This window comes from Mycobacterium paraffinicum, assembly GCF_001907675.1.
GTDB lineage: Bacteria > Actinomycetota > Actinomycetes > Mycobacteriales > Mycobacteriaceae > Mycobacterium > Mycobacterium paraffinicum_A.
In genome coordinates this window covers 16,031-38,578 of the sequence record NZ_MPNT01000047.1, presented here as the reverse complement: position 1 = coordinate 38,578, position 22,548 = coordinate 16,031, and the positions used below count along the sequence as shown (strand labels likewise).

The window sequence follows — 22,548 nt, the reverse complement described above, 5'->3', positions numbered from 1 at the left end:
TGGCGCGGCCGCGGGCGCCGGGGCCGGGCTGGGCGTGGGCGGTGGGGTCGGCGCCAGCGCCGCCGGGATGAACGACGGGGCCGGCAGAACCGGAAGCACCGGGATGGCATGCAGCCCAGCCAAACCCGTCAGGCCGGCCAGACCACCGACCAGGGTGGGCACCACCAACGGAATCACCGAGACGGCCAGCAGGGGCACGATGGCCGGGATCAGCACGAGCATCTGCTCGAGCAACGTCTTGATCAGCGCGATGGTGTCGGTGACGATCGTGCCGATGGCTTCGATGGCGGTGAACAACAACGTCCAGGCGATGGTCGCCGGATTGCCCGAAGCGAACGCCGCGGCGAGGTCGGCCGCGATGAACGAGAAGGTTTGCGCCAGATAGGCGAAGTAGGAACCGAAATCCATCGGGTAGCCGAGGGCGAACGCGATGTTGAACGGGTTGAGGAAGCTCAGCGGATTGCCGAGGACGGGCAGCCAGGGGTCGAACCCGGAGAACAGCGCCTTGAAGAACGGGTTGTTCATCAGCAGATCGATGAACGGCTGGATGAACCTGTTGTAGAAGTCGATGAAGCCGATCCGCTGCAACCAGTCCAGGACCTCGTTCTGCCGGTCGGGGGGCAGCGACGACACGGAGGAAGCGGCCGCCAGGGTGTCGGCGGCCATGACCTGCGGGGCCGGCGTCGCTGCTGGGGCGGCAGCCACCGCGGCGGTGGCGACGCCCTCGTACGCGGCCATCACGGTGGCGGCCTGGCCCCACATCCGGGCGTAGTCGGCCTCGTTGAGCGCGATCGGGATGGTGTTGACGCCAAAGAAATTGGTCGCCACCAGCGCGGCGTGGGTGGCATGGTTGGCGGCCAACTCGGGCAGGGTCGGCATGGCCGCCAGGGCCGTGCAGTAGGCGACGGCCGCCGCTTGCTGCTGAGCGGCCATCGCCGAGCTGTCGGCGCCGGCGCGCGCCAACCACGCGAGGTACGGCGTGTGCGCGGCCAGGTAGGCCTCGGCCGTCGATCCGCCCCAGGCGCCGGCCTGCACCGCACCCAGCAGCGCGGTCAGCTCGGCGGCGGCCTCGCCGTACTCGGCGCTCAGCGAGCCCCAGGCCGCCGCGGCGGCCAGCAGCGGGCCGGGGCCGGGTCCACTGCTGAGTAGCGCCGAATGCACCTCCGGAGGGGAGGCCAGCCAGATCGGGGCGGTCATCGATCGCCGCCTTGGGTGGCGGCCAAAGCTCCTGACGCGGAGAAGATGCGCGCGGGGGCGGGATTGGTGTGGGCGCGGCGTCGGGGCGCCGATTCGGTGGTGGCGTCGACGGCCACCCATGCCTGGAGACGGGACATGGTGATTGACAGCTCTCTCGGGGTGCACCGCCCCGGGTCGCAGGACGCAATGACGCGAGTGTCCTGGCTCTCGGATCGCTGCTCGCCTCGCCTTCCAGCCTTTCAGCCGTGGCCGTTGAGGGTCGCTCCCCGATGACAGTGGCGGGACCGCGCCGGATTCGCACCGGCTTCCTGCATCGTCATCACCTTACGGACGACATTGTCGCATGCCTTGCCGCCGCCGGTCGGCAAATCCCGCCAAAGCCCTCGGCGAAGCCGCGTCAGCCGCCGTCCGATACCCGCAGGGCCAGCGAAAACAGCAGGCGCGCCTCGGGATCGGCGAGTGACGTGTCCAGCAGCTTCTCGATGCGCCGGATGCGATAGCGAACGGTGTTGGGGTGCACCCGCAACTCACGGGCGGCGGACGCGATATCGCCGAAGCCGTCCAGATACACGCGCAGCGTCTCGGCGAGAACCGGATCGTCGGCCCGCAGGCCGACGATCCTGGGATCGGTCAAACGCTGTTCGCGACCGATCAAGGTGACGATCTCGTCGAGCAGGACGGTGGTGCGCGCCTCGGCCAGCGACGTCACCTGTGGAATCGAAATGGGATGGCGCGCAGCGCTATCCAGCACACGGTCCAGCTCGGCGCGGGCGGGGGCGATTCCGGCAAGGCCGGCGACCGGCGCGGCGATGGCGGCCCGCAGCTGCACGCCGAGCTCGGTGCGCATCGCCGCGATGGTGCCGCGGACCCACGAGGTGACGGCACGGGTCTGCGTCTGCGGCAGCAGGACGTAGATGCGCGACCCGCGAGAAGCCACCTGGGCGTCCCGGCGAAATGCGCTGGCGCTCAGCGCCATCACGTCGGCCAGCCGGACCTGGCGGGGTGGGTCGTGACCGGTGTCCCAGCCGATCAGCGCCGCAGCGCCGTCGGCGGTGAGGTCGAGCTCGCGGGCGACCGCGTCCACGTCGGGGTCGCCATCGACCAGGCCCAGCAGCTGCTGCACCCGCCGCGCGTGGGTGGACGGCCGGGCGGCCAACCGGGCCATGATGCGCGCGGCCAGCACCGCCGCGCCCCGTAGCATCTCCTCGGCGTCGTCGGCCAGGGGTTGGCTGCCCTGCTGCACCCAGATGGTGCCGGCGAACTCCGGCGGCCGCCGCGCGTCGGGTTGGTAGATTCCGACGGCCAGCCGCGGGCGCAGACCCAACTCCGGGCGCTCGGCCACGCGGACCACCCCGTCGCCGGCCCGCAGCGCGTCGAAAATGCCCCATTGGCCGATCCATTCGAGATGCTCGGGCGGTCCCGCCCTGCCCAGAATGGACAGGCGGCGCAGTTCGTCGGCTTCGTCGTTGGAGGCCGAATAGGCCAGCACATGCGATTGGGCGTTCTCGATGCTGACCATTCCGTGGATGCGGTCGGCCAGCGACTGCGCCAAGCCGAACAGGTCGGTGCCCGAGTCTTCCGCCGCATCGGCGCGGTCGCCGTGGTGCGCCAGGACGTGATTGACCAACTGATAGAGCCGCTCCCAGCGCGCCCGCGGCTCGACGGCCACCACCGCCGCCCCCGCCCCGACCGCCGCGCTCACCAACGCGGTCGACGGCTCCTTTGCGAAGATCGCCGCCGGTACCCGCTCGCGCGCCTGCCTGGTGATCCACCGCAGTGCCTCGTCGTCGGCGACGCCCAGCAGGAAGAACACGTCGGCCGAGCCGGCGGCCGCCGCCAGCCCCAGCCGCACGTCGTCGCTGTCGATCAGTGCCGCCGAGCTCACCGGCAGGTCCAGCCCCCGCGGCGCCTCCACCAGGCTGACCAGGGTCGCGTCCAGCGCCAGCAGCAGCTGACCGAGCCCCACACCCGACATTGTCCGATCGTACTACCAAATGGTCGCAATCTTGTCTGATCGGCTAACTCCGGGGGTCGGCGCGGCGGGGATCCTGGCAACATGGACGCGATCACCGAAGTGCCGTTGCCGGCCAACGAGCCGGTCCACGACTATGCGCCGCACTCGCCCGAACGCGGCCGGTTACGCGCGGAATTGGCCGCGCTGGCCGACCACCCGATCGACCTCCCGCACGTGATCGGCGGCAGACACCGAATGGGCGACGGCGACCGCATCGACGTGGTGCAGCCGCACCGGCATTCCGCGAAGCTGGGCACCCTGACGAACGCCGGCCACGCCGAAGCGGTGGCGGCGATCGACGCCGCAATGGCCGCCAAGGGCGCCTGGGCGGCAATGCCTTTCGACGAGCGCGCGGCCGTGTTCTTGCGGGCCGCCGATCTGCTGGCCGGGCCGTGGCGGGAGAAGATCGCGGCCGCGACGATGCTCGGCCAGTCCAAGTCCGCCTACCAGGCCGAAATCGACTCGCCCTGCGAGCAGATCGACTTCTGGCGCTTCAACGTGGCCTTCGCGCGCCAGATCCTGGCTCAGCAGCCCATCAGCGGACCCGGGGAATGGAACCGCAGCGACTATCGCCCGCTGGACGGCTTCGTCTATGCCATCACGCCGTTCAACTTCACCTCGATCGCCGGCAATCTGCCGACCGCGCCGGCGCTGATGGGCAACACCGTGCTCTGGAAGCCGTCGATCACCCAGACGCTGTCGGCCTATCTGACCATGCAGCTGCTCGAGGCGGCCGGATTGCCGCCCGGCGTGATCAACCTCGTCACCGGTGACGGCTTCGCGGTCTCCGAGGTCGCGCTGGCCGACCCGCGGCTGGCCGGGATCCACTTCACCGGGTCGACGGCCACGTTCCAGCACCTGTGGCAGCAGGTGGGCGCCAACATCGGCCGCTACCACAGTTATCCGCGACTGGTGGGCGAGACCGGCGGCAAGGACTTCGTGGTCGCGCACCCCTCGGCGCGGCCGGATGTGTTGCGCACCGCGCTGATTCGCGGAGCGTTCGACTACCAGGGGCAGAAATGCTCGGCGGCGTCGCGGGCATTCGTCCCGCATTCGGTGTGGCGGCGGATGGGCGATGAATTCCTGGCCTCCTCGGCCGCGTTGCGCTACGGCGACATCACCGACCTGACCAACTACGGGGGTGCGCTGATCGACCGGCGGGCGTTCGCCAAGAACGTCGAGGCCATCGAACGGGCGAAGAGCGCCGCCCACGTCACCATCGCGGTGGGCGGCGAATACGACGACAGCGTCGGCTATTTCGTGCGCCCCACGGTGCTGCTCTCCGATGATCCCACCGACGAGTCGTTCGCCACCGAGTACTTCGGCCCGCTGCTGTCGGTGCACGTATACCCCGACGACGACTACGAGCGAATCCTCGACGTCATCGACACCGGCTCGCGGTACGCGCTGACCGGGGCCGTCATCGCCGACGACCGCGACGCCGTGCTGACGGCGCAGGAGCGCCTGCGCTTCGCCGCGGGAAACTTCTACGTCAACGACAAGCCCACCGGCGCGGTCGTCGGGCGCCAGCCGTTCGGCGGCTCGCGCGGATCCGGCACCAACGACAAGGCCGGGTCGGTGCTGAACCTGCTGCGTTGGACGTCGGCGCGGACTCTCAAGGAGACGTTCGTCCCGGCGACCGACCACCCGTATCCGCACATGGCGGCCGACTGATGGCCCGGTTGTTCGCCCACACGCTGCGGCCGGCGATCATCGCCGCCAGCCGACGATCGGGATTGCGCCGCGCCGCCGAAGGGTTGCCGGTGACCCGCCGCGTCGTGCATCGCTTCGTGCCCGGCGAGACGATCGGCAGCGCGCTGGACAGCGTTGCGGCGCTTCGCACTTCGGGCCGCCTTGTCAGCATCGACTATCTGGGGGAAGACGTCACCGACGCGGACGAGGCCGACACGGCGGTGCGGGTCTACCTCGATCTGATCGACCACCTGGGGCGCTTCGACGACCGCGGCGCCGTGCAGCCGCTCGAGGTGTCGCTGAAATTGTCGGCGCTGGGTCAGTCGCTGGGCCGCGACGGTGAGAAGGTTGCCCGGGAGAACGCGTGGACGATTTGTGAAGCGGCGCAGCGGGCCGGTGTGTGGGTGACGGTGGACGCCGAAGACCACATGACGACGGATTCGACGCTGTCGATCGTGCGCGACCTGCGGCTCGAATTCCCTTGGCTCGGCCTGGCATTGCAGGCCTACCTGCGGCGCACCGTCGCCGACTGTGCTGAGTTCGCGGCGGCGGGGGCGCGGATTCGGTTGTGCAAGGGCGCTTACGACGAACCGGCGGCGGTTGCCCATCGCGACCCCGCCGCCGTCACCGCGGCCTACCTGCATTGCCTGCGGGTGCTGATGGCCGGCTCCGGCTACCCGATGGTGGCCAGCCACGACCCGGCCGTCATCGAGGCGGTGCCCGCGCTCGCGCGCGAAGCGGGCCGCTCCGCAGCCGATTTCGAGTACCAGATGCTGTATGGCATCCGCGACCTCGAGCAGCGCCGACTGGCCGAATCGGGAAATCAGGTCCGCGTGTACGTGCCGTTCGGAACGCAATGGTATGGCTATTTCATGCGTCGGCTGGCCGAGCGGCCCGCCAACCTGACGTTCTTTCTGCGGGCGTTGGCGCAGCGCGGTCATTGAGTGTGCGTTGCGGGCTTTGAGCGTGCGGCCTTTGCGGCGACACGCCGACGATCACAGGCCCAGGACGCACACTGAATGCCCGTTGCGCGGCGCCCAACTCCGGCCGCCAAGGATCACCCGCAGGCGTAGCCTCTCGGGCATGAGCCTGGTTATCGAGGAGATGCCCGATCTCGGCATCACGCGTGTATCGCGTTGGGTCTTCAACTGCTACGTCCTGCGCGGCGGCGACGCCGCGGTGGTGGTCGACGCCGGATTACCGCGGGTCGCCGGCGATCTGGCGCCCGTCGTGGGTCGCCTCGGCGGCACCTTGCACGCCGTGGTGGCGACGCACGGCCACAGCGATCACGTCGCGGGCGCGGCGGCACTCGCCGCCCGCTACGGCGCGCCAATCTGGTTGCCCGACAAGACGCTTACCTACCTCGACGGGGCGAAGCCCCGCACGCCGACGCCAGCGAAGGCCGCAACGATCTGGCCCACCCTGATCGACCAGCCGCTTGATCGTGTCGGCTTCAGCGGGTTCCTCGGCGGCGCTCGACTGGCGGGATACGGCACGCCGGCCGGCATGCGCTGGACGGGGGCATCACCCCGCGGGGGACTGACCGACGGCCAGTCGCTGCCCGGCGCACCGGAGTGGACGGTCGTCAACGCGGGCGGACACACCGATGACAGCATCGCCCTGTGGAACCCGACGACGCGCACGCTGCTGTCCGGTGACGCCGTGCTGACAGTCCGCGGCAAGGTCTGGCACACACCGGAAATCGTCGACCCGGTGAGCGCCGCCGCCACACGAAAGCGGTTGGAAGAGCTTCCGGTTGCGCACCTGCTGCCCGGCCACGGCCGGCCGGTTCACGTCGCCGAAACCGTGTGGCCCGATCAGCGGCGTTGAGGCCTAACCGCGGCGCGGTCGCGGCCGGTCGCCCGCGAAGCCACGCACCACGTGCGCCCGCACGAACTCGGCCGCCACGTCGGGATCGTCCATGTCCCGCATGGGGGACGGCGTGCTGAAGAGCGAGAACAGAATGCGCGCAAACCATTCCGCGGCGGACTCGACGTCGAGGTCCTTGCGCACCTCACCGGTGAGCCGCGCGGCGGACAGGTAGGGCGCGAAGAAGTCGACGCACTCACGCAGCAGCACGGCGGCATCCTTGGTCAACAGCAGGCTGACCGCATCCTCGTCGAAGTACTTCTCTGACGCGATGGATCGCCGTGCCTGCGTCACGAAAACCGCTGCCCGACTGAGCTTTTCCTCGAGCGAACCACCCCGGTCCATGGCCTTGGACATCTCGCGGTAGAACCGTTCGGAAGCGTGTTCGGCGCACGCCTCGATGATGGCTGCCTTGTCGGAAAAGTATTCGTAGATGGTGCTGCGGGACACGCCGGCCGTCCTGGCGATGTCGACGATCGTCGCCTTCTGCAGTCCCTGCTTGCCGAAGCAGGCGTACGCGGATTCCACGATCAGCTCGCGGGTGTCGATGGCCTGGTCCGCTTGCGTCATCAGACCTCGCTAGTCCGACGGCGCCAGGATCAGCCCGCTGGTGGGGACCCCGGTGCCCGACGTGACGAGGACGTGTTCGACGTTGTCGACCTGGTTGTACGACGTGCCGCGCACCTGGCGCACCCCCTCGGTGATGCCGTTCATGCCGTGGATGTAGGCCTCGCCCAGCAGCCCGCCGTTGGTGTTGATCGGGAATTCTCCGCCCAGCGACAGCCGCTCGACGGTGGCGAAGTCCTTCGCCTCGCCCCGCCCACAGAACCCGAGTTCCTCCAACTGGGTGAACACGAAGGGCGTGAAATGGTCGTAGATGAAGGCGGTTTGGATGTCCTGCGGCTTGAGCCCCGAGTCCCGCCACAGCCTGTTGGCGACCACACCCATCTCGGGCAGGCCGGTGATGTCGTCGCGGTAGTAACTGGTCATCATCTCGCCGTTGGCGGCCGCGCCCTGGGCGGCCGCGGTGATGATCGCCGGCGGCTGCCGGAGGTCGCGCGCGCGTTCGGCGCTGGTGACCACGAGCGCGACCCCACCGTCGCTCTCCTGGCAGCAATCCAGCAGCCGCAGCACCGGTTCGACGATCCAGCGCGAATTCTGGTGGTCTTCCAGCGTGATCGGGCGCTGGTAGAACCAGGCATCGGGATTGCGGGCCGCGTGCGCGCGGTCCACCACCGCGATGCGACCGAAGTCGGAGTTGGTGACCCCGTAGGTGGACATGTAGCGCTGGGCGTGCATCGCGACCCACGCCGCGGGGGTGAGCAAGCCGAACGGCGCGTAATGGGCCATGAACAGCGGGGTTTCGCTCATGTCGCGGCCGCTACCGCCAAACCGGAACCCGGAGCGTTCGTTGAAGGCGCGCCAACATACCACCACGTCGGCGACGCCCGTCGCGACTGCCATCGCGGCGTGCACGACGGTGCCGGCCGCCGCACCGCCGCCGTGGTGCACGCGCGAGAAGAAGCTCAGGTCGCCGATGCCGACGTTGCGCGCGATCTCGATCTCGTCGCTGGAATCCATTGTGAAGGTGACCATGCCGTCGACGTCGGCGGGTTCCAGTCCGGCGTCGTCGAGCGCGGCGCTCACCGCCTCGCAGGCCAATTGCAGTTCGCTGCGGCCGGATTCCTTGGAGAACTCGGTCTGGCCGATCCCGACGATGGCGGCGGCGCCGGGCAGTGAGCCGCTCACGCTTGGTCCCTTTCGAAGTCCCCGTCGAGCAGGCTGAGGACCGCGGTGCCCGAGACGTGGTCGCCCAGGCTGTTGGAGCCCTTGAACGTCACTTCGACGAAGTTCTCACCCCCGGTGCCCTCGGTCTTCCCGGTGACGCTGCCGGTGAAGCGCAGCGGGTCGTCCGGAAAGCACGGCACGCCAAGGCGAATCGACAGATTCTTGACCATCGCCTCGGGTCCGGCCCAGTCGGTGAGGAACCGCACGCAGTAGCCGTTGGTGGTCAGGATGTTCATGAACAGGTTGGGCGAGCCCTGCTTGTTGGCGTAGTCGCGGTCGTGATGCACGGGCATGAAGTCGCGGGTGGCGATCGCCCCGGCGACGATCATCGTCGTGGTGATCGGGATGTCGAGCGGGGTGACCTCATCGCCGACGGAGATGTCCGCCCAGCGCAGGGTGCTCGTGCGGCTCGCGGTGGTCGTCATGGGAGTCCTTCCGAGTACGTTGCGCCGAGGTGGATCGGCGGGGCCGAGCGAGAGCTCACGTGAACGCCGTGCCCGCGCCTAGCCGACTGGCCGAAACTGATGCAACACCAGGTCGTTATCGAAACCGTGGTAGTACACCTCGACCGGCATTCCCGTCCTCACGTCCGCCGGGTCGATGCCGGTCAGGTTGGATACCAGCCGCACGCCCTCGTCGAGCTCCACCAGCACGACGACGTAGGGATATTCGAAAAACGGGAATTTCGGTTCGTGCGGCATCACGTAGCTGTAGACGGTGCCGCGGCCCGACGACTCCACGGTGTCCCAGCCCAGCGAACGGCAGTGGGGGCACATCGGGCGGGGTGGGTGGCGCAGTTGCCCGCAACCGTTGCAACGTTGAATCAGAAGTTTATTGTCCCGCAACCCGTTCCAGAAGAATTCGGTGTCCGCTGTGATCGCCGGCGCCAGCCTGGTGTCCATCAGTTCTCCGGCCTGAATCGCAGCACGCGGAATCGCTGCCGGCCCAGAACTTCTCCGTTCTGGTCGGTGTAGGTGGTCAGCCAGGTCAGGAAGAAGCCGGTGCCCAGCGCCGTCTTCTTCTCCTCGGAGACCGATTCGTACACCGTCGTCGCGCTGATGACGTCGCCCAGGCGTGGGTAGCGCTCGATCTCGAACTCCGAGTTGGTTGCCACGGTGCTGGTGTAACCGGCTTCGTCCAGGAATGCCGTTGGGTTGCCTTTGATTTCGATCGGAGCGCCACCCCGCTCGCCGATGCCCTCCAGGATCGGCGACGGCATGGTCCAGGTCTGCAGCATCACCGGCGGCGACACGATGCCGCCGAACCGCGACTTCTCGGCGAACTCCGGGTCGAGGTAGACGGGGTTCATGTCGGCCATCGCGTAGGCCCAGTGCCGGATCATCGGCTGGTTGACCGGATCCGGCGCTATCGAGGGTTTTCCGGTGCCGCCGGTCGGCCGGCCGACGAGGGCCCGCACCTTGGCGCTGACGGTTTCTGCGTCGGTCACTGTGGTGCTGTCCTCCTATGTTGCGGCGGCGCGAAGCTCACGAGAACGAAACGTTCGGTGATGACGTCATTTCAGCAGACCGGCGCCGTCGTGCGGCGGCCGCCACGCCTGGAATGGATCGCGCGTCGGGAAGGGAAGCAAACGCGGTGAAAAGCGGTCCGCACGCGGCCTCCCGGGACAAGCGATCCGACACATTGGGGTGATGTGTCTTGCGGCCTTGTGTTTACCTTGGCGCCACGGCCCTGTCAACACCGTTATGAAGCGCGAGAATCGTGCGCAATTCGCGTGGTTGATGATTGACCGCACGGGAGGCGCGGGTGTACACCAAGGGGTTACATGACCGACTTTCGGGTGAGGAAGCGCATGACCGAGCTGCAGACTCCGCGACCCCTCGTCGACACCTATCAGCTCTACATCGACGGGAGCTGGGTCGAGCCGGCGGACGGTCGCTACGACGACATCAACCCCGCCACCGAGCAGCCCATCGGCACCGCCCCCGACGCAAGTGTGGCCCAGGTCGGCGCGGCCATCGACGCCGCCCGCCGGGCCTTCGACAACGGGCCGTGGGGCCGCATGGGTCCCGACGAGCGGGCCGGGTGCCTCAACCAGCTGGGTGCGGCCCTGCTCAAGCACGCCGACGAGATCTTCGCGCTGTCCCAGATCGAATGGGGCTGCGTCGAAAACGAACGCATGATGCAGATCGACGGCGCCGGCTACATGTCCATGCACGCGGCCCAGCTCGCCACCAAGCTGATCGACGAGCCGGTCACCGGAATAGGCGCCGGAACGACGTTGCTGCGGCACGAGCCGCTGGGCGTCGTATCGATCCTGACGCCGTGGAACTTCCCGCACAGCCTCAACGTCATGAAGGTGAACAACGCGCTGGCCGCGGGCAACACCGTCGTGCTCAAGCCGTCGCCGCTGACTCCGCTGGCCGGGCTCGCGCTCGCGCGCATCATCGACGAGGAGACCGACATCCCGCCCGGCGTGGTCAATGTCGTCACACCGTCGGGGCTCGAGGCCGCCAAACTGCTCACCACGGATCCGCGCATCGACATGATCAGCTTCACCGGCAGTTCCGCCGTCGGGTGCGAGGTCATGCGGTCCGCGGGCGACGCCATGACGCGGCTCCTGTTGGAGTGTGGCGGAAAGTCGGCCAGCATCATCCTCGACGACACGCAGGTGACCGACGACATGCTGCGGCAGATGCTGTTCGATTGCTGCTCATTGCACGCCGGGCAAGCCTGCATCCTGCACAGCCGGTTGTTGCTTCCCGATTCGTTGCACGACGACATCGTCGACCGGCTGGTCGCGCTGGCTTGCGACGTCAAGGTCGGCGATCCCACCGACCCCACGGTGCAAATGGGCCCGCTCATCAGCGCCGCGCAACGCGACCGCGTGCAGGCGCACGTCGACGGCGCGGTCCACGACGGCGCGACGCTGGCCACCGGCGGCGGTCGCCCGGCCGGCCTGGGCGTCGGCTACTACTTCGAGCCGACGATTCTCACCGGCGTGCAACCGGATTCGACGATCGCCCAGGAGGAGGTATTCGGGCCGGTGCTGTCGGTGCTCCGCTACCGCGACGACGATGACGCCGTCGCGATCGCGAACAACTCGTGCTACGGGCTGTCCGGTGCCGTGTGGGGCGCCGACGTGGACCGGGCCGTCGCGGTCGCCCGGCGCATGCGCACCGGTCAGGTCGCCGTCAACGGCATCGGGCCGGGCGACGCGCCGTTCGGCGGCTTCAAGCTCAGCGGGTTCGGTCGGGAGAGCGGCGGAATCAGCGGGCTGCACCAGTACATGGAGGTGAAGGCCATCGGCGTCCCGGCATGACGGGTCCGCCGCGAGCCCGACGTCGGTGAGCCTTTGGTAAACGGCCCGTCACATGCCAAGCTGCTGACATGGCCATCGAGATCGCTCGCCCCAAGCTTGAGGGAAACATCGCCGTCGGAGAAGACCGCCAGATCGGCTTCGCCGAATTCGGTGACCCGCAGGGACGGGCGATGTTCTGGCTGCACGGCACCCCCGGCGCCCGTCGACAGATCCCGGTCGAGGCGCGGGTCTACGCCGAGCACAACCACATCCGCCTCATCGGCCTCGACCGCCCGGGAATCGGCTCGTCGACGCCGCACCGCTACGAGAACATCCGCGCGTTCGGCGACGACCTGCGCGCCATCGCGGACACGCTCGGCATCGACAAGATGGCCGTGATCGGCCTGTCCGGTGGCGGCCCGTATGCGCTCGCGTCCGCCGCGGTGCTGCCCGACCGGGTCGTCGCACTCGGCGTGCTCGGCGGCGTCGCGCCCTTCCTCGGCGACGAGGGCATCACCAGCGGGCTGATGAACCTGGGCAAGCGGCTGGCACCCCTGCTGCGGCTCGGCGGCGACCCGCTGCGGATCGGCGCGAGCCTGGTGATCCGGTCAATCCGACCGGTCGCCAATCCCGCGCTCTACCTCTATGCCGCGATATCGCCCGAGGGTGACCGGCGCCTGCTCACCCGGCCCGAGTTCGCCGCCATGTTCCTCGACGACCTGCTCAACGGCAGCCGCAAGCAACTCGCGGCCCCGTTCAACGACGTCATCCTGTTCACCCAGGACTGGGGCTTCCGGCTCGACGAGGTCAAGGTCCCGGTGCGCTGGTGGCACGGCGACAGCGACCACATCGTGCCGTTCGCGCACGGCGAGCACGTCGTGTCCCTGCTGCCCGACAGCGAGCTGATCGTGCTCCCGGGTGAAAGCCACCTCGGCGGCCTGGGCCGCGGTGAGGAGATCCTGTCCACCCTGACCAAGATCTGGGACGAGCAAGACTGACCCTTTGGCGGCCGGGTAGCCTGCTGACGTGCTGCTGGCGTCCCTGAATCCCGCGGCGGTCACCGCCACCGACATCGCCGACGCGGTGCGCGTCGACGGCACCGTGCTGAGCCGCAGCGACCTGGTTGGCGCCGCGACGTCGGTGGCCGAGCGGGTCGCCGGCGCGGAGCGGGTCGCGATCCTGGCCACGCCGACCGCATCGACGGTGCTGGCGGTCACCGGCTGCCTGATCGCCGGCGTGCCGTTCGTCCCGGTGCCCGCCGATGTCGGCGCGGCCGAGCGCCGTCACATGCTCACCGATTCGCGGGTGCGGGCCTGGCTCGGCCCCATCCCGGACGAGCCAGAGGGGTTGCCGCACATCCCGGTGCGGCTGCACGCCCGGTCCTGGCACCGCTACCCCGAGCCGTCTCCTGACGCCACCGCGATGATCATCTACACCTCCGGCACCACCGGGCTGCCCAAGGGCGTGGTGTTGAGCCGGCGCGCGATCGCCGCCGACCTCGACGCGCTGGCGGACGCCTGGCAGTGGACGCCCGACGACGTGCTGGTGCACGGCCTCCCGCTGTTTCACGTGCACGGGCTGGTGCTGGGGCTGCTCGGGTCGCTGCGGGTGGGAAACCGCTTCGTGCACACCGGAAAACCCACACCGGCGGCCTACGCTGCGGCTTGTTCGGAGGCGGGCGGGACCCTGTATTTCGGGGTGCCGACGGTGTGGTCGCGGGTGGTGGCCGACGAGGCCGCCGCCCGGGCGCTGCGCCCGGCGCGGCTGCTGGTGTCCGGCAGCGCCCCGCTGCCGGTTCCGGTCTTCGAGCGGTTGGCCCGGCTGGCCGGGCACGAACCGGTCGAACGGTACGGCGCCTCCGAATCGCTGATCACGCTGTCGACGCGCGCCGACGGCGAGCGGCGCGCCGGCTGGGTGGGCCTGCCACTGGCCGGCGTGCAAACCAGGTTGCTCGACGACAGCGGCGCCCCGGTGCCGCACGACGGGGAAACCGTTGGGCGCCTTGAGGTTCGGGGCCCGATGATGTTCGACGGCTACCTGAACCGGCCGGAGGCCACCGCCGAGGCGTTCGACGCCGACGGCTGGTACCGCACCGGTGATGTCGCCGTCGTCGACGGCGGGGGCATGCACCGCATCGTCGGCCGCGAATCGGTCGACCTGATCAAGTCGGGCGGCTACCGGATCGGCGCCGGCGAGATCGAGACGGCGCTGCTCGGCCACCCCGGGGTGCGCGAGGCCGCGGTCGTCGGGATGCCGGACCAGGACCTGGGCCAGCGGATCGTCGCGTTCGTCGTCGGCGCGCCGGACCTGAACGCCGACGAACTGATCAACCACGTCGCGCAAGAGCTTTCGGTGCACAAGCGGCCACGCGAGGTGCGCCTGGTCGACACGTTGCCCCGCAACGCGATGGGCAAGGTGCTGAAAAAGCAGCTGCTGTCCGACGGCTGACACGCAGGAAGTTGCCAGCTTCAGCGCCGGGCGCGACCGGGAAGCTTCACCTACCGTCGTAACCGTGAACCGGCCTACCACCCCGATGCGGCGGATCGCCGCCGCCTGTCTCGTCGGCTCGGCCATCGAGTTCTACGACTTCCTGATCTACGGGACCGCGGCGGCGCTGGTGTTTCCCACGGTGTTCTTCCCGGCCCTCGGCCCGACGCTGGCCACCATCGCCGCCATGGCGACGTTCGCGACGGCGTTCCTGTCCCGCCCGCTGGGGGCGGCCGTCTTCGGCTACTTCGGCGACCGGCTCGGCCGCAAGAAGACGCTGGTCGCCACGCTGCTGATCATGGGCGCGTCGACGGTGAGCGTGGGCTTGGTCCCCAGCACGGCGTCGATCGGCATGGCGGCGCCGCTGATCCTGATCGTGCTGCGGCTGCTGCAGGGATTCGCGGTGGGCGGCGAGTGGGCGGGGTCCGTCTTGCTGAGCGCCGAGTACGCCCCGACCGGCAAACGCGGCTGGTACGGCATGTTCACCCTGCTCGGTGGCGGCACCGCGGGCATCCTTGCCAGCCTGACGTTTCTCGCCGTCAACCTCACCATGGGCGAGAACAGCTCGGCGTTCATGGCGTGGGGATGGCGGGTCCCGTTCCTGCTCAGCAGCGGGCTGATCGGGATCGCGTTGTACGTGCGGCTCAACATCGAAGAAACCCCGCTCTTCGTGGAGGAGAAGGCCCGCGACCTGGTGCCCAAGGCCCCGCTCGCGGAGCTGCTGCGGTTCCATCGGCGGGAGATCCTGCTCGTCGCGGGCAGCTTCCTGGGCGGCATGGGCTTCGTCTACCTGGGCAACACCTTCCTGGTCATGTACGCCCACAACCATCTGGGCTACACGCGGAGCTTCATTTGGGGCGTCGGCGCGCTGGGCGGACTCACCAGCATGATGTTCGTGGCGTTCTCGGCGTGGCTCTCCGATCGGGTCGGGCGACGGCGGGTGATGTTGTGCGGGCTGCTGGCCTGCCTGCCGTGGGCGTTCGCGGTCATCCCGCTGCTCGACACCTGCAAGCCGGTGTTCTACGTCGTCGCCGTCGTCGGCATGTTCGGCGCCGCCGCGGTGGCCAACGGTCCCACGGCGGCCTTCGTGCCCGAACTGTTCGCCACCCGCTACCGCTACAGCGGCGCGGCGGTGGCGATGAACCTGGCCGGCATCCTCGGGGCGGCCGTGCCGCCGCTGCTGGCCGGCACGCTGCTGGCGACCTATGGCAGCTGGGCGATCGGGCTCATGATGGCCACGCTGGTGGTGGCCAGTTTCGTGTCGGTCTATCTGCTGCCCGAAACCAAGGGAACCGCGTTGGGCGGGGTCCCTGCCGCGGAGAAGGTCGCCGCCGACGCATAGCCGGGCTCAGTTGACGTGCAGGTCCTCATTGAGGGTGATGCCGTGACCGCCGCGGGCCACCACCTCGACCGCGCCGCTGACCGAGTTGCGGCGAAACAGCAGGTTGTTGCCGCCGGATAGCTCGAGGGCCTTCAGCAGCTGGCCGTCGGGCGTGGCGACCTTGGTGCCCGCGGTCACGTAGAGACCGGCTTCGACGACGCAGTCGTCGCCCAGCGAGATGCCCAGCCCGGCGTTGGCACCGAGCAGGCACCGCTTTCCGATCGAGATGACTTCCGTGCCGCCGCCGGACAGCGTGCCCATGATGGATGCGCCGCCGCCGATATCGGATCCGTCGCCCACCACCACGCCGGCCGAGATGCGGCCCTCGACCATCGACGCGCCCAGGGTGCCGGCGTTGTAGTTGACGAAGCCCTCGTGCATCACCGTCGTGCCGGGCGCCAGGTGGGCGCCCAGCCGCACCCGGTCGGCGTCGGCGATGCGCACCCCGGTGGGCACCACGTAGTCGACCATCCGCGGGAACTTGTCGATGCCGTAGACGGTCACCGGGCCCTGCCGGCGCAGCCGCGCCCGGACGGCCTCGAACCCGTCGACCGCGCACGGTCCACGGTTGGTCCAGACCACATTGGTCAATACTCCGAACAGGCCGCCGGCGTTCAGCCCGTGCGGCGCCACGAGCCGGTGCGACAACAGGTGCAGCCGCAGGTAGGCGTCGTAGGCGTCGGCGGCCACGTCGTCGAGCGAACCGATGACCGTCCGCACGGCGATGCTCTCGGTGCCGCGGTCGTCGTCGCGGCCGACCAGCGCCACCAGCTCCGGCGGGATGTCCGACAACGCGAGCCGCGACGTCCCGCCGGTGCCCGACTCGGCCAGCTCCGGTGCGGGAAACCACGTGTCGAGGACCGATCCGTCGGCGGCCAGCGTCGCCAACCCGATGCCTACAGCTCCAGTCACGGCGGTCAGGTTACTTGGGCCGCCGAGCTGGGGGTCGCCCCGCCCTGCGAGCAGACGCAGAATCGCACTCCGGGCCCGCCTCGCATGCGATTCTGTGTCTGCTCGCGGCCCTAAGGCGACCATCTACCCTGGATGGGTGCTGGACTTGCGCGGGGATCCGATCGAACTGACCGCGGCGTTGGTCGACATCCCCAGCGAATCACGAGACGAGGCGCGCCTGGCCGACGAGGTGGAGACCGCGCTGCGCGCCCAGACGTCCGGCTTCGAGATCGTGCGCAACGGCAACGCCGTGCTGGCGCGCACCCGGCGGCAGCGCCCGTCACGGGTCCTGCTGGCCGGGCACCTGGACACCGTGCCGGTCGCCGGCAACCTGCCCAGCCGCCGCGAGAACGGAGACCTGTACGGGTGCGGCGCCGCGGACATGAAATCCGGTGACGCGGTCTTCCTCCATCTGGCCGCGACCGTGGCCGAACCGGTCCACGACCTGACCCTGGTGTTCTACGACTGCGAGGAAATCGACGCGGCCGCAAACGGTTTGGGCCGCATCGAGCGCGAGCTGCCCGACTGGCTGGCCGCGGACGTCGCCATCCTGGGCGAGCCCACCGGCGGCTACATCGAGGCCGGTTGCCAGGGCACGCTGCGGGTCGTGATCAGCGCCACCGGGACGCGCGCGCATTCGGCGCGATCCTGGCTGGGCGACAACGCCATCCACAAGCTCGGCGCGGTCCTGGACCGGCTGGCGGCCTACTCCGCGCGCACCGTGGACATCGACGGCTGCGAGTATCGCGAGGGCCTGTCCGCCGTCCGCATCGACGGCGGCGTAGCGGGCAACGTGATCCCCGACGCGGCCGCGGTCACGGTCAACTTCCGCTTTGCCCCCGACCGGTCGGTGGCCGCGGCGCTGCAGCACGTGCACGAGGTGTTCGCGGGGCTCGACGTGCACATCGAGGCGACCGACGCCGCCGCCGGCGCGCTGCCCGGGCTGGCGCAGCCCGCCGCCAAGGCCCTGGTCGAGGCCGCGGGCGGACAGGTCCGGGCGAAGTACGGGTGGACCGACGTCGCGCGTTTCGCTGCGCTGGGTATCCCGGCGGTCAACTTCGGCCCGGGCGATCCCAACCTCGCGCACCGGCGCGACGAGAGCGTCCCGGTCGCCAACATCACCGCCGCGGTGGACATGCTGCGCGGCTACCTCGGCGGCTAGTCATCGCCGGCCCGCGCGCCGAGCGTCACGCCAGCGTGGCGCGGGACGCCGAGCGCCACGCTGGCGTGACACTCGCAAGCAAGCGGCTAGTCAGCTACCGCACCGCTGGGCCTGGGCGGCGGCGTCGGCGGCGGCTGCGCGCATCCCGACCGCGGCCAGTTCGTCCGACACAACCAACAGCGCCGGACCATCGCCGGCCGTCAGCGCGCGCGCGTGGGCGAGCGCGAGTTTGCCTGCCGCGCAGTCGATTTCGTCACAAAGTCGGCCCAACGGATCGGCCGCTCGGGTGTCGCCGAGCCGCACGGCGTCATGCCACACGCGCATCGCCACCACCCGCTGGCCGCTGCGCTCGGCCATCCGGGCGGCGTCGCGGGCGGCGGCCACCGCGCCGTGCCGGTCGCGCATCGAGGCCAGCCGCCACGCCCGCGCGACACCGAGCTCCGGCGCGAACAGCGCCGACTTGGTGCCGTGCCGGGATTCGGCCCTGCCCAACGTCTTTCCCGCGGCCGCAATGTCACCCTGCTGGGCCAGCGCGGAGGCCAACAACGTCAACGACAGCGGCCCCCACGAATACCCGGTGCGTTCCAGCGTCGCAGCCGCCGGACCCAACAGCGCTGCGGCTCGGTCAAATTCACCGTCGGCGAGCAACACATGGGCCAGCAGCACCTCACCGATCGCGCGGCCCGGCTGCTGCAACTCGGCGAAATCCGTGAACTGCTGGGCGAGCTCGCGGGCCGCCTCGAGCCGGCCCGCCATCAACAACGCGGTGGTCTGCCCCAACCCGATGGTGAAGCGCAGCAACCCGGGATGTTCGGCGGCCAGGGCGCGCTGGGCCAGCGGCTCGACGTCGTCGAAACGCCCCTGCCGCGCAGCGCACAACGCCGCCGCGCTGGCCGCCCAGGCCACCGCCTGGTCGTCGGCGTCCGGCGCGGCCAGCACCTCGCCGGCGACCTTCACGGCGTGGCCGACGTTGCCCGCGTTCATCGCGAACGTGGCGCTCAGGGCGTCGAGGGTGGTCCGCGCGCCCGCGTCCGCGACGCGATTGCGGACGGTCCGCAGAAACGCGGTGGCGCGCTCGGGCTCGCTGAGCATCCAGAACTGGTTGGCCGCGCGCAGCAGCGCCCAGTCCAGGAGCGCGGCCTCGGTCAACGCGGCGGGATCCAGGCCGGCCAGCACCGCGTCGGCCTCGCGGCCGCGGCCCTGCCACCCCAGGGCGTGCGCCAGCGCCAGCCGCGCCGCCAGCCCGCCGGAGCGCTCCATCGCCGAGGAGGCCAGCCGTTCGCCCAGGGCCAGGTCGCCCAGCCTCAGCGCCTGTTGCGCGGCGGCCACCACTTCGGCCGTCGGCTGCGGAGCGTCGCTGTCCAGGGCCAGCGACGCCAACCGCAGCCGGTCGCCGAGGTGGTCCGGCGGATGCTGCGACAGCAGCCGCACCACCTCGGTGCGCCGTTGCCGCGCGCCGTCACCGCCGAGCGCGGCGAGCGCCCGTTCGGCGAAGAGCGGGTGGGCCGTGTACACCACCGGTTCGTCCGACTCCCCACTGCGCGCCCGCGTCTCCACGGCCCCGCAGTCGGTGGCCTGGCGGACCGCGTCCGAGCCGGTGAGGGCGTTCAGGTCGGCGACCGACAGCGGCTCCGCGACGGCGAGGTAGTCCAGCACCGCCCGGGCCGCGGCGGGAATCTCGGCGAGGAACGCGTCGACCTCGGCCGCCGTGGTCATCCCGCCGGCCGGTTCGATGTCGATTCGGGGGAGCAGGCGATCGGTCCACAGCGCCGCGACGGCCTCGGGAGACGATTCGGCGCGGCCGGTGACGATCAGCCTGGCCCCGCCGGTGCGCGCCAGCTGGTACACCAGGATTGCCGAGAGGATGTCCAGTTCATGGGCGTCGTCGACGACCAGCAGCACGTCGTCACCGTCCAGTGACGCCCGGGCGACGCGCAACAACGCGGCCGGCTTGCCGATGTCGGCGATCTCGACCAGGTGGCCGAAGGCGCCGAAGGGCACCGCGCGCTCCGTCGGGGTGCCGGTCACCCAGGGGACGCGGGTGTCCGGGTGATCGCGGACGAACTCTTCGGCGGCCATCCGGGCCAACGTGGACTTGCCGCACCCGTCCGGTCCGAGGACGACCGCACCCCTCGCGGTCGCGAGCGCCGCGCCCAGCCGCTCCAGGGCCGACGCGTGCTGGGGGACGTTCCATCGAATCGGCATCGCCGGATTTTATTGCGCGCGGTATGCGGCCCGCAGCGGCCTTGGTCTACCTTTCGTTGTATGCCCCCGCAACGCGAGCCAGCAGGCGAGCGGGCGGTGTGTGTGTACTGCGCGTCCGGTCCCGAACATCCCGAATTGCTTGCGGTCGCTACCGAACTCGGCGAGGCCATCGCGGAGCGCGGCTGGACGCTGGTGTGGGGCGGCGGCCGGGTGTCGGCGATGGGCGCGGTGGCAACCGCGGCGCGCGCTCGTGGGGGCCGGACCGTCGGCGTCATCCCACAGATTCTGATGCGCCGCGAGATCGCCGACACCGACGCCGACGAGCTGATCGTCACCGAGACCATGCATGAGCGCAAGCAGGTCATGGAGGAGCGCGCCGACGCGTTCATCGTGCTCCCCGGCGGGGTCGGCACCCTGGACGAGCTGCTCGACTCGTGGACCACCGGCTACCTCGGTCTGCACGGCAAGCCCATCGTCCTGCTCGACCCCCTGGGGCATTACGAAGGCCTGTGGCTCTGGCTGTGCGGCCTGCTGGACAGCGGCTACGTCTCGCAGTCGGCGATGGACCGGTTGTTGCTGGTGGACAAGGTGAGCGCCGCCGTCGAGGCGTGCGCGCCCGATTGAGGGCGCCGGCATCCCGGCTACCCCTACTAGGCTGTGCGCGGGTTGTTTACGCAGAAGCGAGGGATGACGTGTCGAATCACGACGGGGGAGCGCGCACGGCGGTCAAACTGACCGATATCGCGTCGCGGGCGCCGGGGCTGCTGGCCGATATGCCGGTGATCGTGCGCGGGGCGATGACCGGGCTGCTGGCCCAGCCGGGCTCGAAGAAGTCGATCGGCACGGTGTTCCAGGAGCGCGCCGCCCGCTATGGCGACCGGATCTTCCTGCGGTTCGGCGATCAGGAATTGACCTACCGCGACGCCAACGCCGCCGCCAACAGATACGCCGCGGTGCTGGCCTCGCGCGGGGTGGGCCACGGCGACGTCGTCGCGATCATGCTGCGCAACTCGCCCAACGCGGTGCTGGCGATGCTGGCCGCCGTCAAATGCGGCGCCGTCGCCGGGATGCTGAACTACCACCAACGCGGCGAGGTGCTGGCGCACAGCCTGGGCCTGCTGAAGGCCAAGGTGTTGATCGCCGAGACCGACCTGGTCAGCGCCGTGGCCGAGTGCGGCGGTGCCGGGGACACCGAGACGATGACCGTGGAAGACCTGGAGCGGTTCGCCGTCAGCGCCCCGGCCACCAACCCACCGTCGGCGTCGGCCGTGCAGGCCAAGGACACCGCGTTCTACATCTTCACCTCGGGCACCACGGGATTCCCCAAGGCCAGCGTGATGACGCACCTGCGGTGGCTGAAGGCACTCGCGGCGTTCGGCGGCATCGGGCTGCGGCTGAAGAGCTCCGACACGCTGTACAGCTGCCTGCCGCTGTACCACAACAACGCGCTGACGGTCGCGTTGTCGTCGGTGATCAACTCCGGGGCCACGCTGGCGCTGGGCAAGTCGTTCTCGGCGTCGAAGTTCTGGGACGAGGTGATCGCCGCCGAGGCTACGGCGTTCATCTACATCGGCGAGATCTGCCGCTACCTGCTCAACCAGCCGCGCAAGCCCACCGACCGCGCGCACCGGGTGCGGGTGATCGCCGGCAACGGGTTGCGACCGGAGATCTGGGACGAGTTCACGAATCGGTTCGACATCGCCCGGGTGTGCGAGTTCTACGCCTCCAGCGAGGGCAACACCGCGTTCATCAACGTGTTCAACGTGCCGCGGAGCACCGGCGTCTTCCCGATGCCGTTGGCATACGTGGAGTACGACCCCGACACCGGTGCCCCGCTGCGCGACGACGACGGACGGGTGCGCCGGGTGCCGCCCGGGCAACCCGGCCTGCTGCTCAGCCCGGTCAACCGGCTGCAGCCGTTCGACGGCTACACCGACAAGGAGTCGAGCGAGAAAAAGTTGGTCCGCAACGCCTTCCGCGAGGGCGACGTGTGGTTCAACTCCGGGGACGTGATGAGCCCGCAGGGCATGGGGCACGCGGCGTTCGTCGACCGCCTCGGCGACACCTTCCGGTGGAAGGGCGAGAACGTCGCCACCACGCAGGTGGAGGCCGCGCTGGCGTCCGACGAGCACGTCGAGGAGTGCACCGTCTTCGGTGTCGAGATTCCCCGCACCGGCGGCCGCGCCGGGATGGCCGCGGTCAAGCTGCGCGACGGGTCGGAGTTCGACGGCAAGTCGCTGGCGCGCGCGGTCTACGGCCAGCTGCCCGCTTACGCGCTGCCGCTGTTCGTGCGGGTGGTCGATTCGCTCGAGCACACCACGACGTTCAAGAGCCGCAAGGTGGAACTGCGCGACCAGGCCTACGGGCCGGACATCAAGGACCCGCTCTACGTGCTGGCCGGCCGCGACGAGGGCTACGTGCCGTACTACGACGAGTATCCCGACGAGGTGGCCGACGGTAAGCGGCCCAAGGGCTGAGTCGTGCCCCGAGCGTGCGCCCAGCCGCACCTTCGGCGCCCACTGCGCGGCTGGCCGCACACTCGC

General features: G+C 69.9%; 20 protein-coding genes and 1 riboswitch. Of the genes, 10 read left to right on the top strand and 10 right to left on the bottom strand.

The annotated features are described in order from the left end of the window. The 3 genes from BRW65_RS28685 to BRW65_RS28680 all read right to left on the bottom strand — a co-directional run. Positions 1 to 1,197 (bottom strand): PPE family protein (locus BRW65_RS28685; protein ID WP_073880539.1); only part of this gene is annotated, 1,197 nt, incomplete at its 3' end. After that, a complete protein-coding gene (locus tag BRW65_RS32070) occupies positions 1,194 to 1,334 on the bottom strand; it encodes a hypothetical protein (RefSeq protein WP_208611949.1) in 141 nt (46 codons plus the stop codon). The genes BRW65_RS32070 and BRW65_RS28685, both read right to left, overlap by 4 nt. A gap of 36 nt (positions 1,335 to 1,370) precedes the next feature. Next, positions 1,371 to 1,548, bottom strand: a riboswitch (cobalamin riboswitch). Between the two features lie 46 nt (positions 1,549 to 1,594). Further along, a complete protein-coding gene (locus tag BRW65_RS28680) occupies positions 1,595 to 3,172 on the bottom strand; it encodes a PucR family transcriptional regulator (protein ID WP_073880537.1) in 1,578 nt (525 codons plus the stop codon). 81 nt (positions 3,173 to 3,253) lie between these two features. Between BRW65_RS28680 and pruA the strand changes: the two genes are divergently transcribed. The 3 genes from pruA to BRW65_RS28665 all read left to right on the top strand — a co-directional run bounded on the left by pruA (position 3,254) and on the right by BRW65_RS28665 (position 6,733). After that, positions 3,254 to 4,885 carry an L-glutamate gamma-semialdehyde dehydrogenase gene (gene pruA / locus BRW65_RS28675; protein ID WP_073880535.1) on the top strand — a complete coding sequence of 544 codons (1,632 nt, stop codon included), beginning with the start codon at positions 3,254 to 3,256 and terminating at the stop codon, positions 4,883 to 4,885. Beyond that, positions 4,885 to 5,847: a proline dehydrogenase family protein gene (locus BRW65_RS28670; protein WP_073880533.1), complete on the top strand. Its 963-nt coding sequence runs from the start codon at positions 4,885 to 4,887 to the stop codon at positions 5,845 to 5,847. The genes pruA and BRW65_RS28670 overlap by 1 nt, the downstream gene beginning before the upstream one ends. A 139-nt stretch (positions 5,848 to 5,986) precedes the next feature. Next, the gene (locus BRW65_RS28665) at positions 5,987 to 6,733 is read left to right on the top strand and encodes an MBL fold metallo-hydrolase (protein WP_073880531.1); all 747 of its coding nucleotides are present in this window, start codon (positions 5,987 to 5,989) and stop codon (positions 6,731 to 6,733) included. A gap of 3 nt (positions 6,734 to 6,736) precedes the next feature. Here BRW65_RS28665 and BRW65_RS28660 read toward each other — a convergent pair whose 3' ends face one another. From BRW65_RS28660 to BRW65_RS28640, 5 genes are all read right to left on the bottom strand, one after another. Then, on the bottom strand, positions 6,737 to 7,342 hold the full coding sequence (locus BRW65_RS28660) for a TetR/AcrR family transcriptional regulator (protein ID WP_139273300.1): 606 nt from the start codon (positions 7,340 to 7,342) through the stop codon (positions 6,737 to 6,739). 9 nt (positions 7,343 to 7,351) lie between these two features. Beyond that, positions 7,352 to 8,521, bottom strand: coding sequence for a lipid-transfer protein (locus BRW65_RS28655; protein WP_073880527.1), 1,170 nt, complete (start codon positions 8,519 to 8,521; stop codon positions 7,352 to 7,354). Next, entirely contained in the window at positions 8,518 to 8,985 is a 468-nt protein-coding gene (locus tag BRW65_RS28650) for a MaoC family dehydratase (RefSeq protein WP_073880525.1), read from the bottom strand. The genes BRW65_RS28655 and BRW65_RS28650 overlap by 4 nt, the downstream gene beginning before the upstream one ends. Before the next feature lie 78 nt (positions 8,986 to 9,063). Further along, entirely contained in the window at positions 9,064 to 9,462 is a 399-nt protein-coding gene (locus BRW65_RS28645; RefSeq protein WP_073880523.1) for a Zn-ribbon domain-containing OB-fold protein, read from the bottom strand. Beyond that, on the bottom strand, positions 9,462 to 10,007 hold the full coding sequence (locus tag BRW65_RS28640) for an FAS1-like dehydratase domain-containing protein (RefSeq protein ID WP_073880521.1): 546 nt from the start codon (positions 10,005 to 10,007) through the stop codon (positions 9,462 to 9,464). The genes BRW65_RS28645 and BRW65_RS28640 overlap by 1 nt, the downstream gene beginning before the upstream one ends. 363 nt (positions 10,008 to 10,370) lie before the next feature. Between BRW65_RS28640 and BRW65_RS28635 the strand changes: the two genes are divergently transcribed. From BRW65_RS28635 to BRW65_RS28620, 4 genes are all read left to right on the top strand, one after another. After that, positions 10,371 to 11,840, top strand: coding sequence for an aldehyde dehydrogenase family protein (locus BRW65_RS28635; protein ID WP_073880519.1), 1,470 nt, complete (start codon positions 10,371 to 10,373; stop codon positions 11,838 to 11,840). A 68-nt stretch (positions 11,841 to 11,908) separates the two neighbouring features. Continuing rightward, positions 11,909 to 12,817, top strand: a complete 909-nt coding sequence (locus BRW65_RS28630) for an alpha/beta fold hydrolase (protein ID WP_073880517.1) — start codon at positions 11,909 to 11,911, stop codon at positions 12,815 to 12,817. Between the two features lie 28 nt (positions 12,818 to 12,845). Next, positions 12,846 to 14,267 (top strand): acyl-CoA synthetase, encoded by a 1,422-nt coding sequence (locus tag BRW65_RS28625; protein WP_073880515.1) that lies wholly within the window; start codon positions 12,846 to 12,848, stop codon positions 14,265 to 14,267. 85 nt (positions 14,268 to 14,352) lie between these two features. Beyond that, positions 14,353 to 15,648, top strand: coding sequence for an MFS transporter (locus BRW65_RS28620; protein WP_073880513.1), 1,296 nt, complete (start codon positions 14,353 to 14,355; stop codon positions 15,646 to 15,648). A 6-nt stretch (positions 15,649 to 15,654) separates the two neighbouring features. Here BRW65_RS28620 and dapD read toward each other — a convergent pair whose 3' ends face one another. Then, positions 15,655 to 16,608, bottom strand: a complete 954-nt coding sequence (gene dapD / locus BRW65_RS28615; protein WP_139273301.1) for a 2,3,4,5-tetrahydropyridine-2,6-dicarboxylate N-succinyltransferase — start codon at positions 16,606 to 16,608, stop codon at positions 15,655 to 15,657. A gap of 127 nt (positions 16,609 to 16,735) precedes the next feature. Between dapD and dapE the strand changes: the two genes are divergently transcribed. Next, positions 16,736 to 17,800: a succinyl-diaminopimelate desuccinylase gene (gene dapE / locus BRW65_RS28610; RefSeq protein WP_073880509.1), complete on the top strand. Its 1,065-nt coding sequence runs from the start codon at positions 16,736 to 16,738 to the stop codon at positions 17,798 to 17,800. Between the two features lie 90 nt (positions 17,801 to 17,890). On the opposite strand, the gene BRW65_RS28605 is transcribed toward dapE, so the two are convergent. Then, on the bottom strand, positions 17,891 to 20,005 hold the full coding sequence (locus BRW65_RS28605) for an AAA family ATPase (RefSeq protein ID WP_073880507.1): 2,115 nt from the start codon (positions 20,003 to 20,005) through the stop codon (positions 17,891 to 17,893). Positions 20,006 to 20,065: 60 nt separating this feature from the next. Between BRW65_RS28605 and BRW65_RS28600 the strand changes: the two genes are divergently transcribed. Next, positions 20,066 to 20,629: a TIGR00730 family Rossman fold protein gene (locus tag BRW65_RS28600; protein ID WP_073880505.1), complete on the top strand. Its 564-nt coding sequence runs from the start codon at positions 20,066 to 20,068 to the stop codon at positions 20,627 to 20,629. A 68-nt stretch (positions 20,630 to 20,697) separates the two neighbouring features. Next, a complete protein-coding gene (gene fadD6 / locus BRW65_RS28595; protein ID WP_073880503.1) occupies positions 20,698 to 22,482 on the top strand; it encodes a long-chain-acyl-CoA synthetase FadD6 in 1,785 nt (594 codons plus the stop codon). The last annotated feature ends 66 nt before the right edge of the window (positions 22,483 to 22,548 follow it).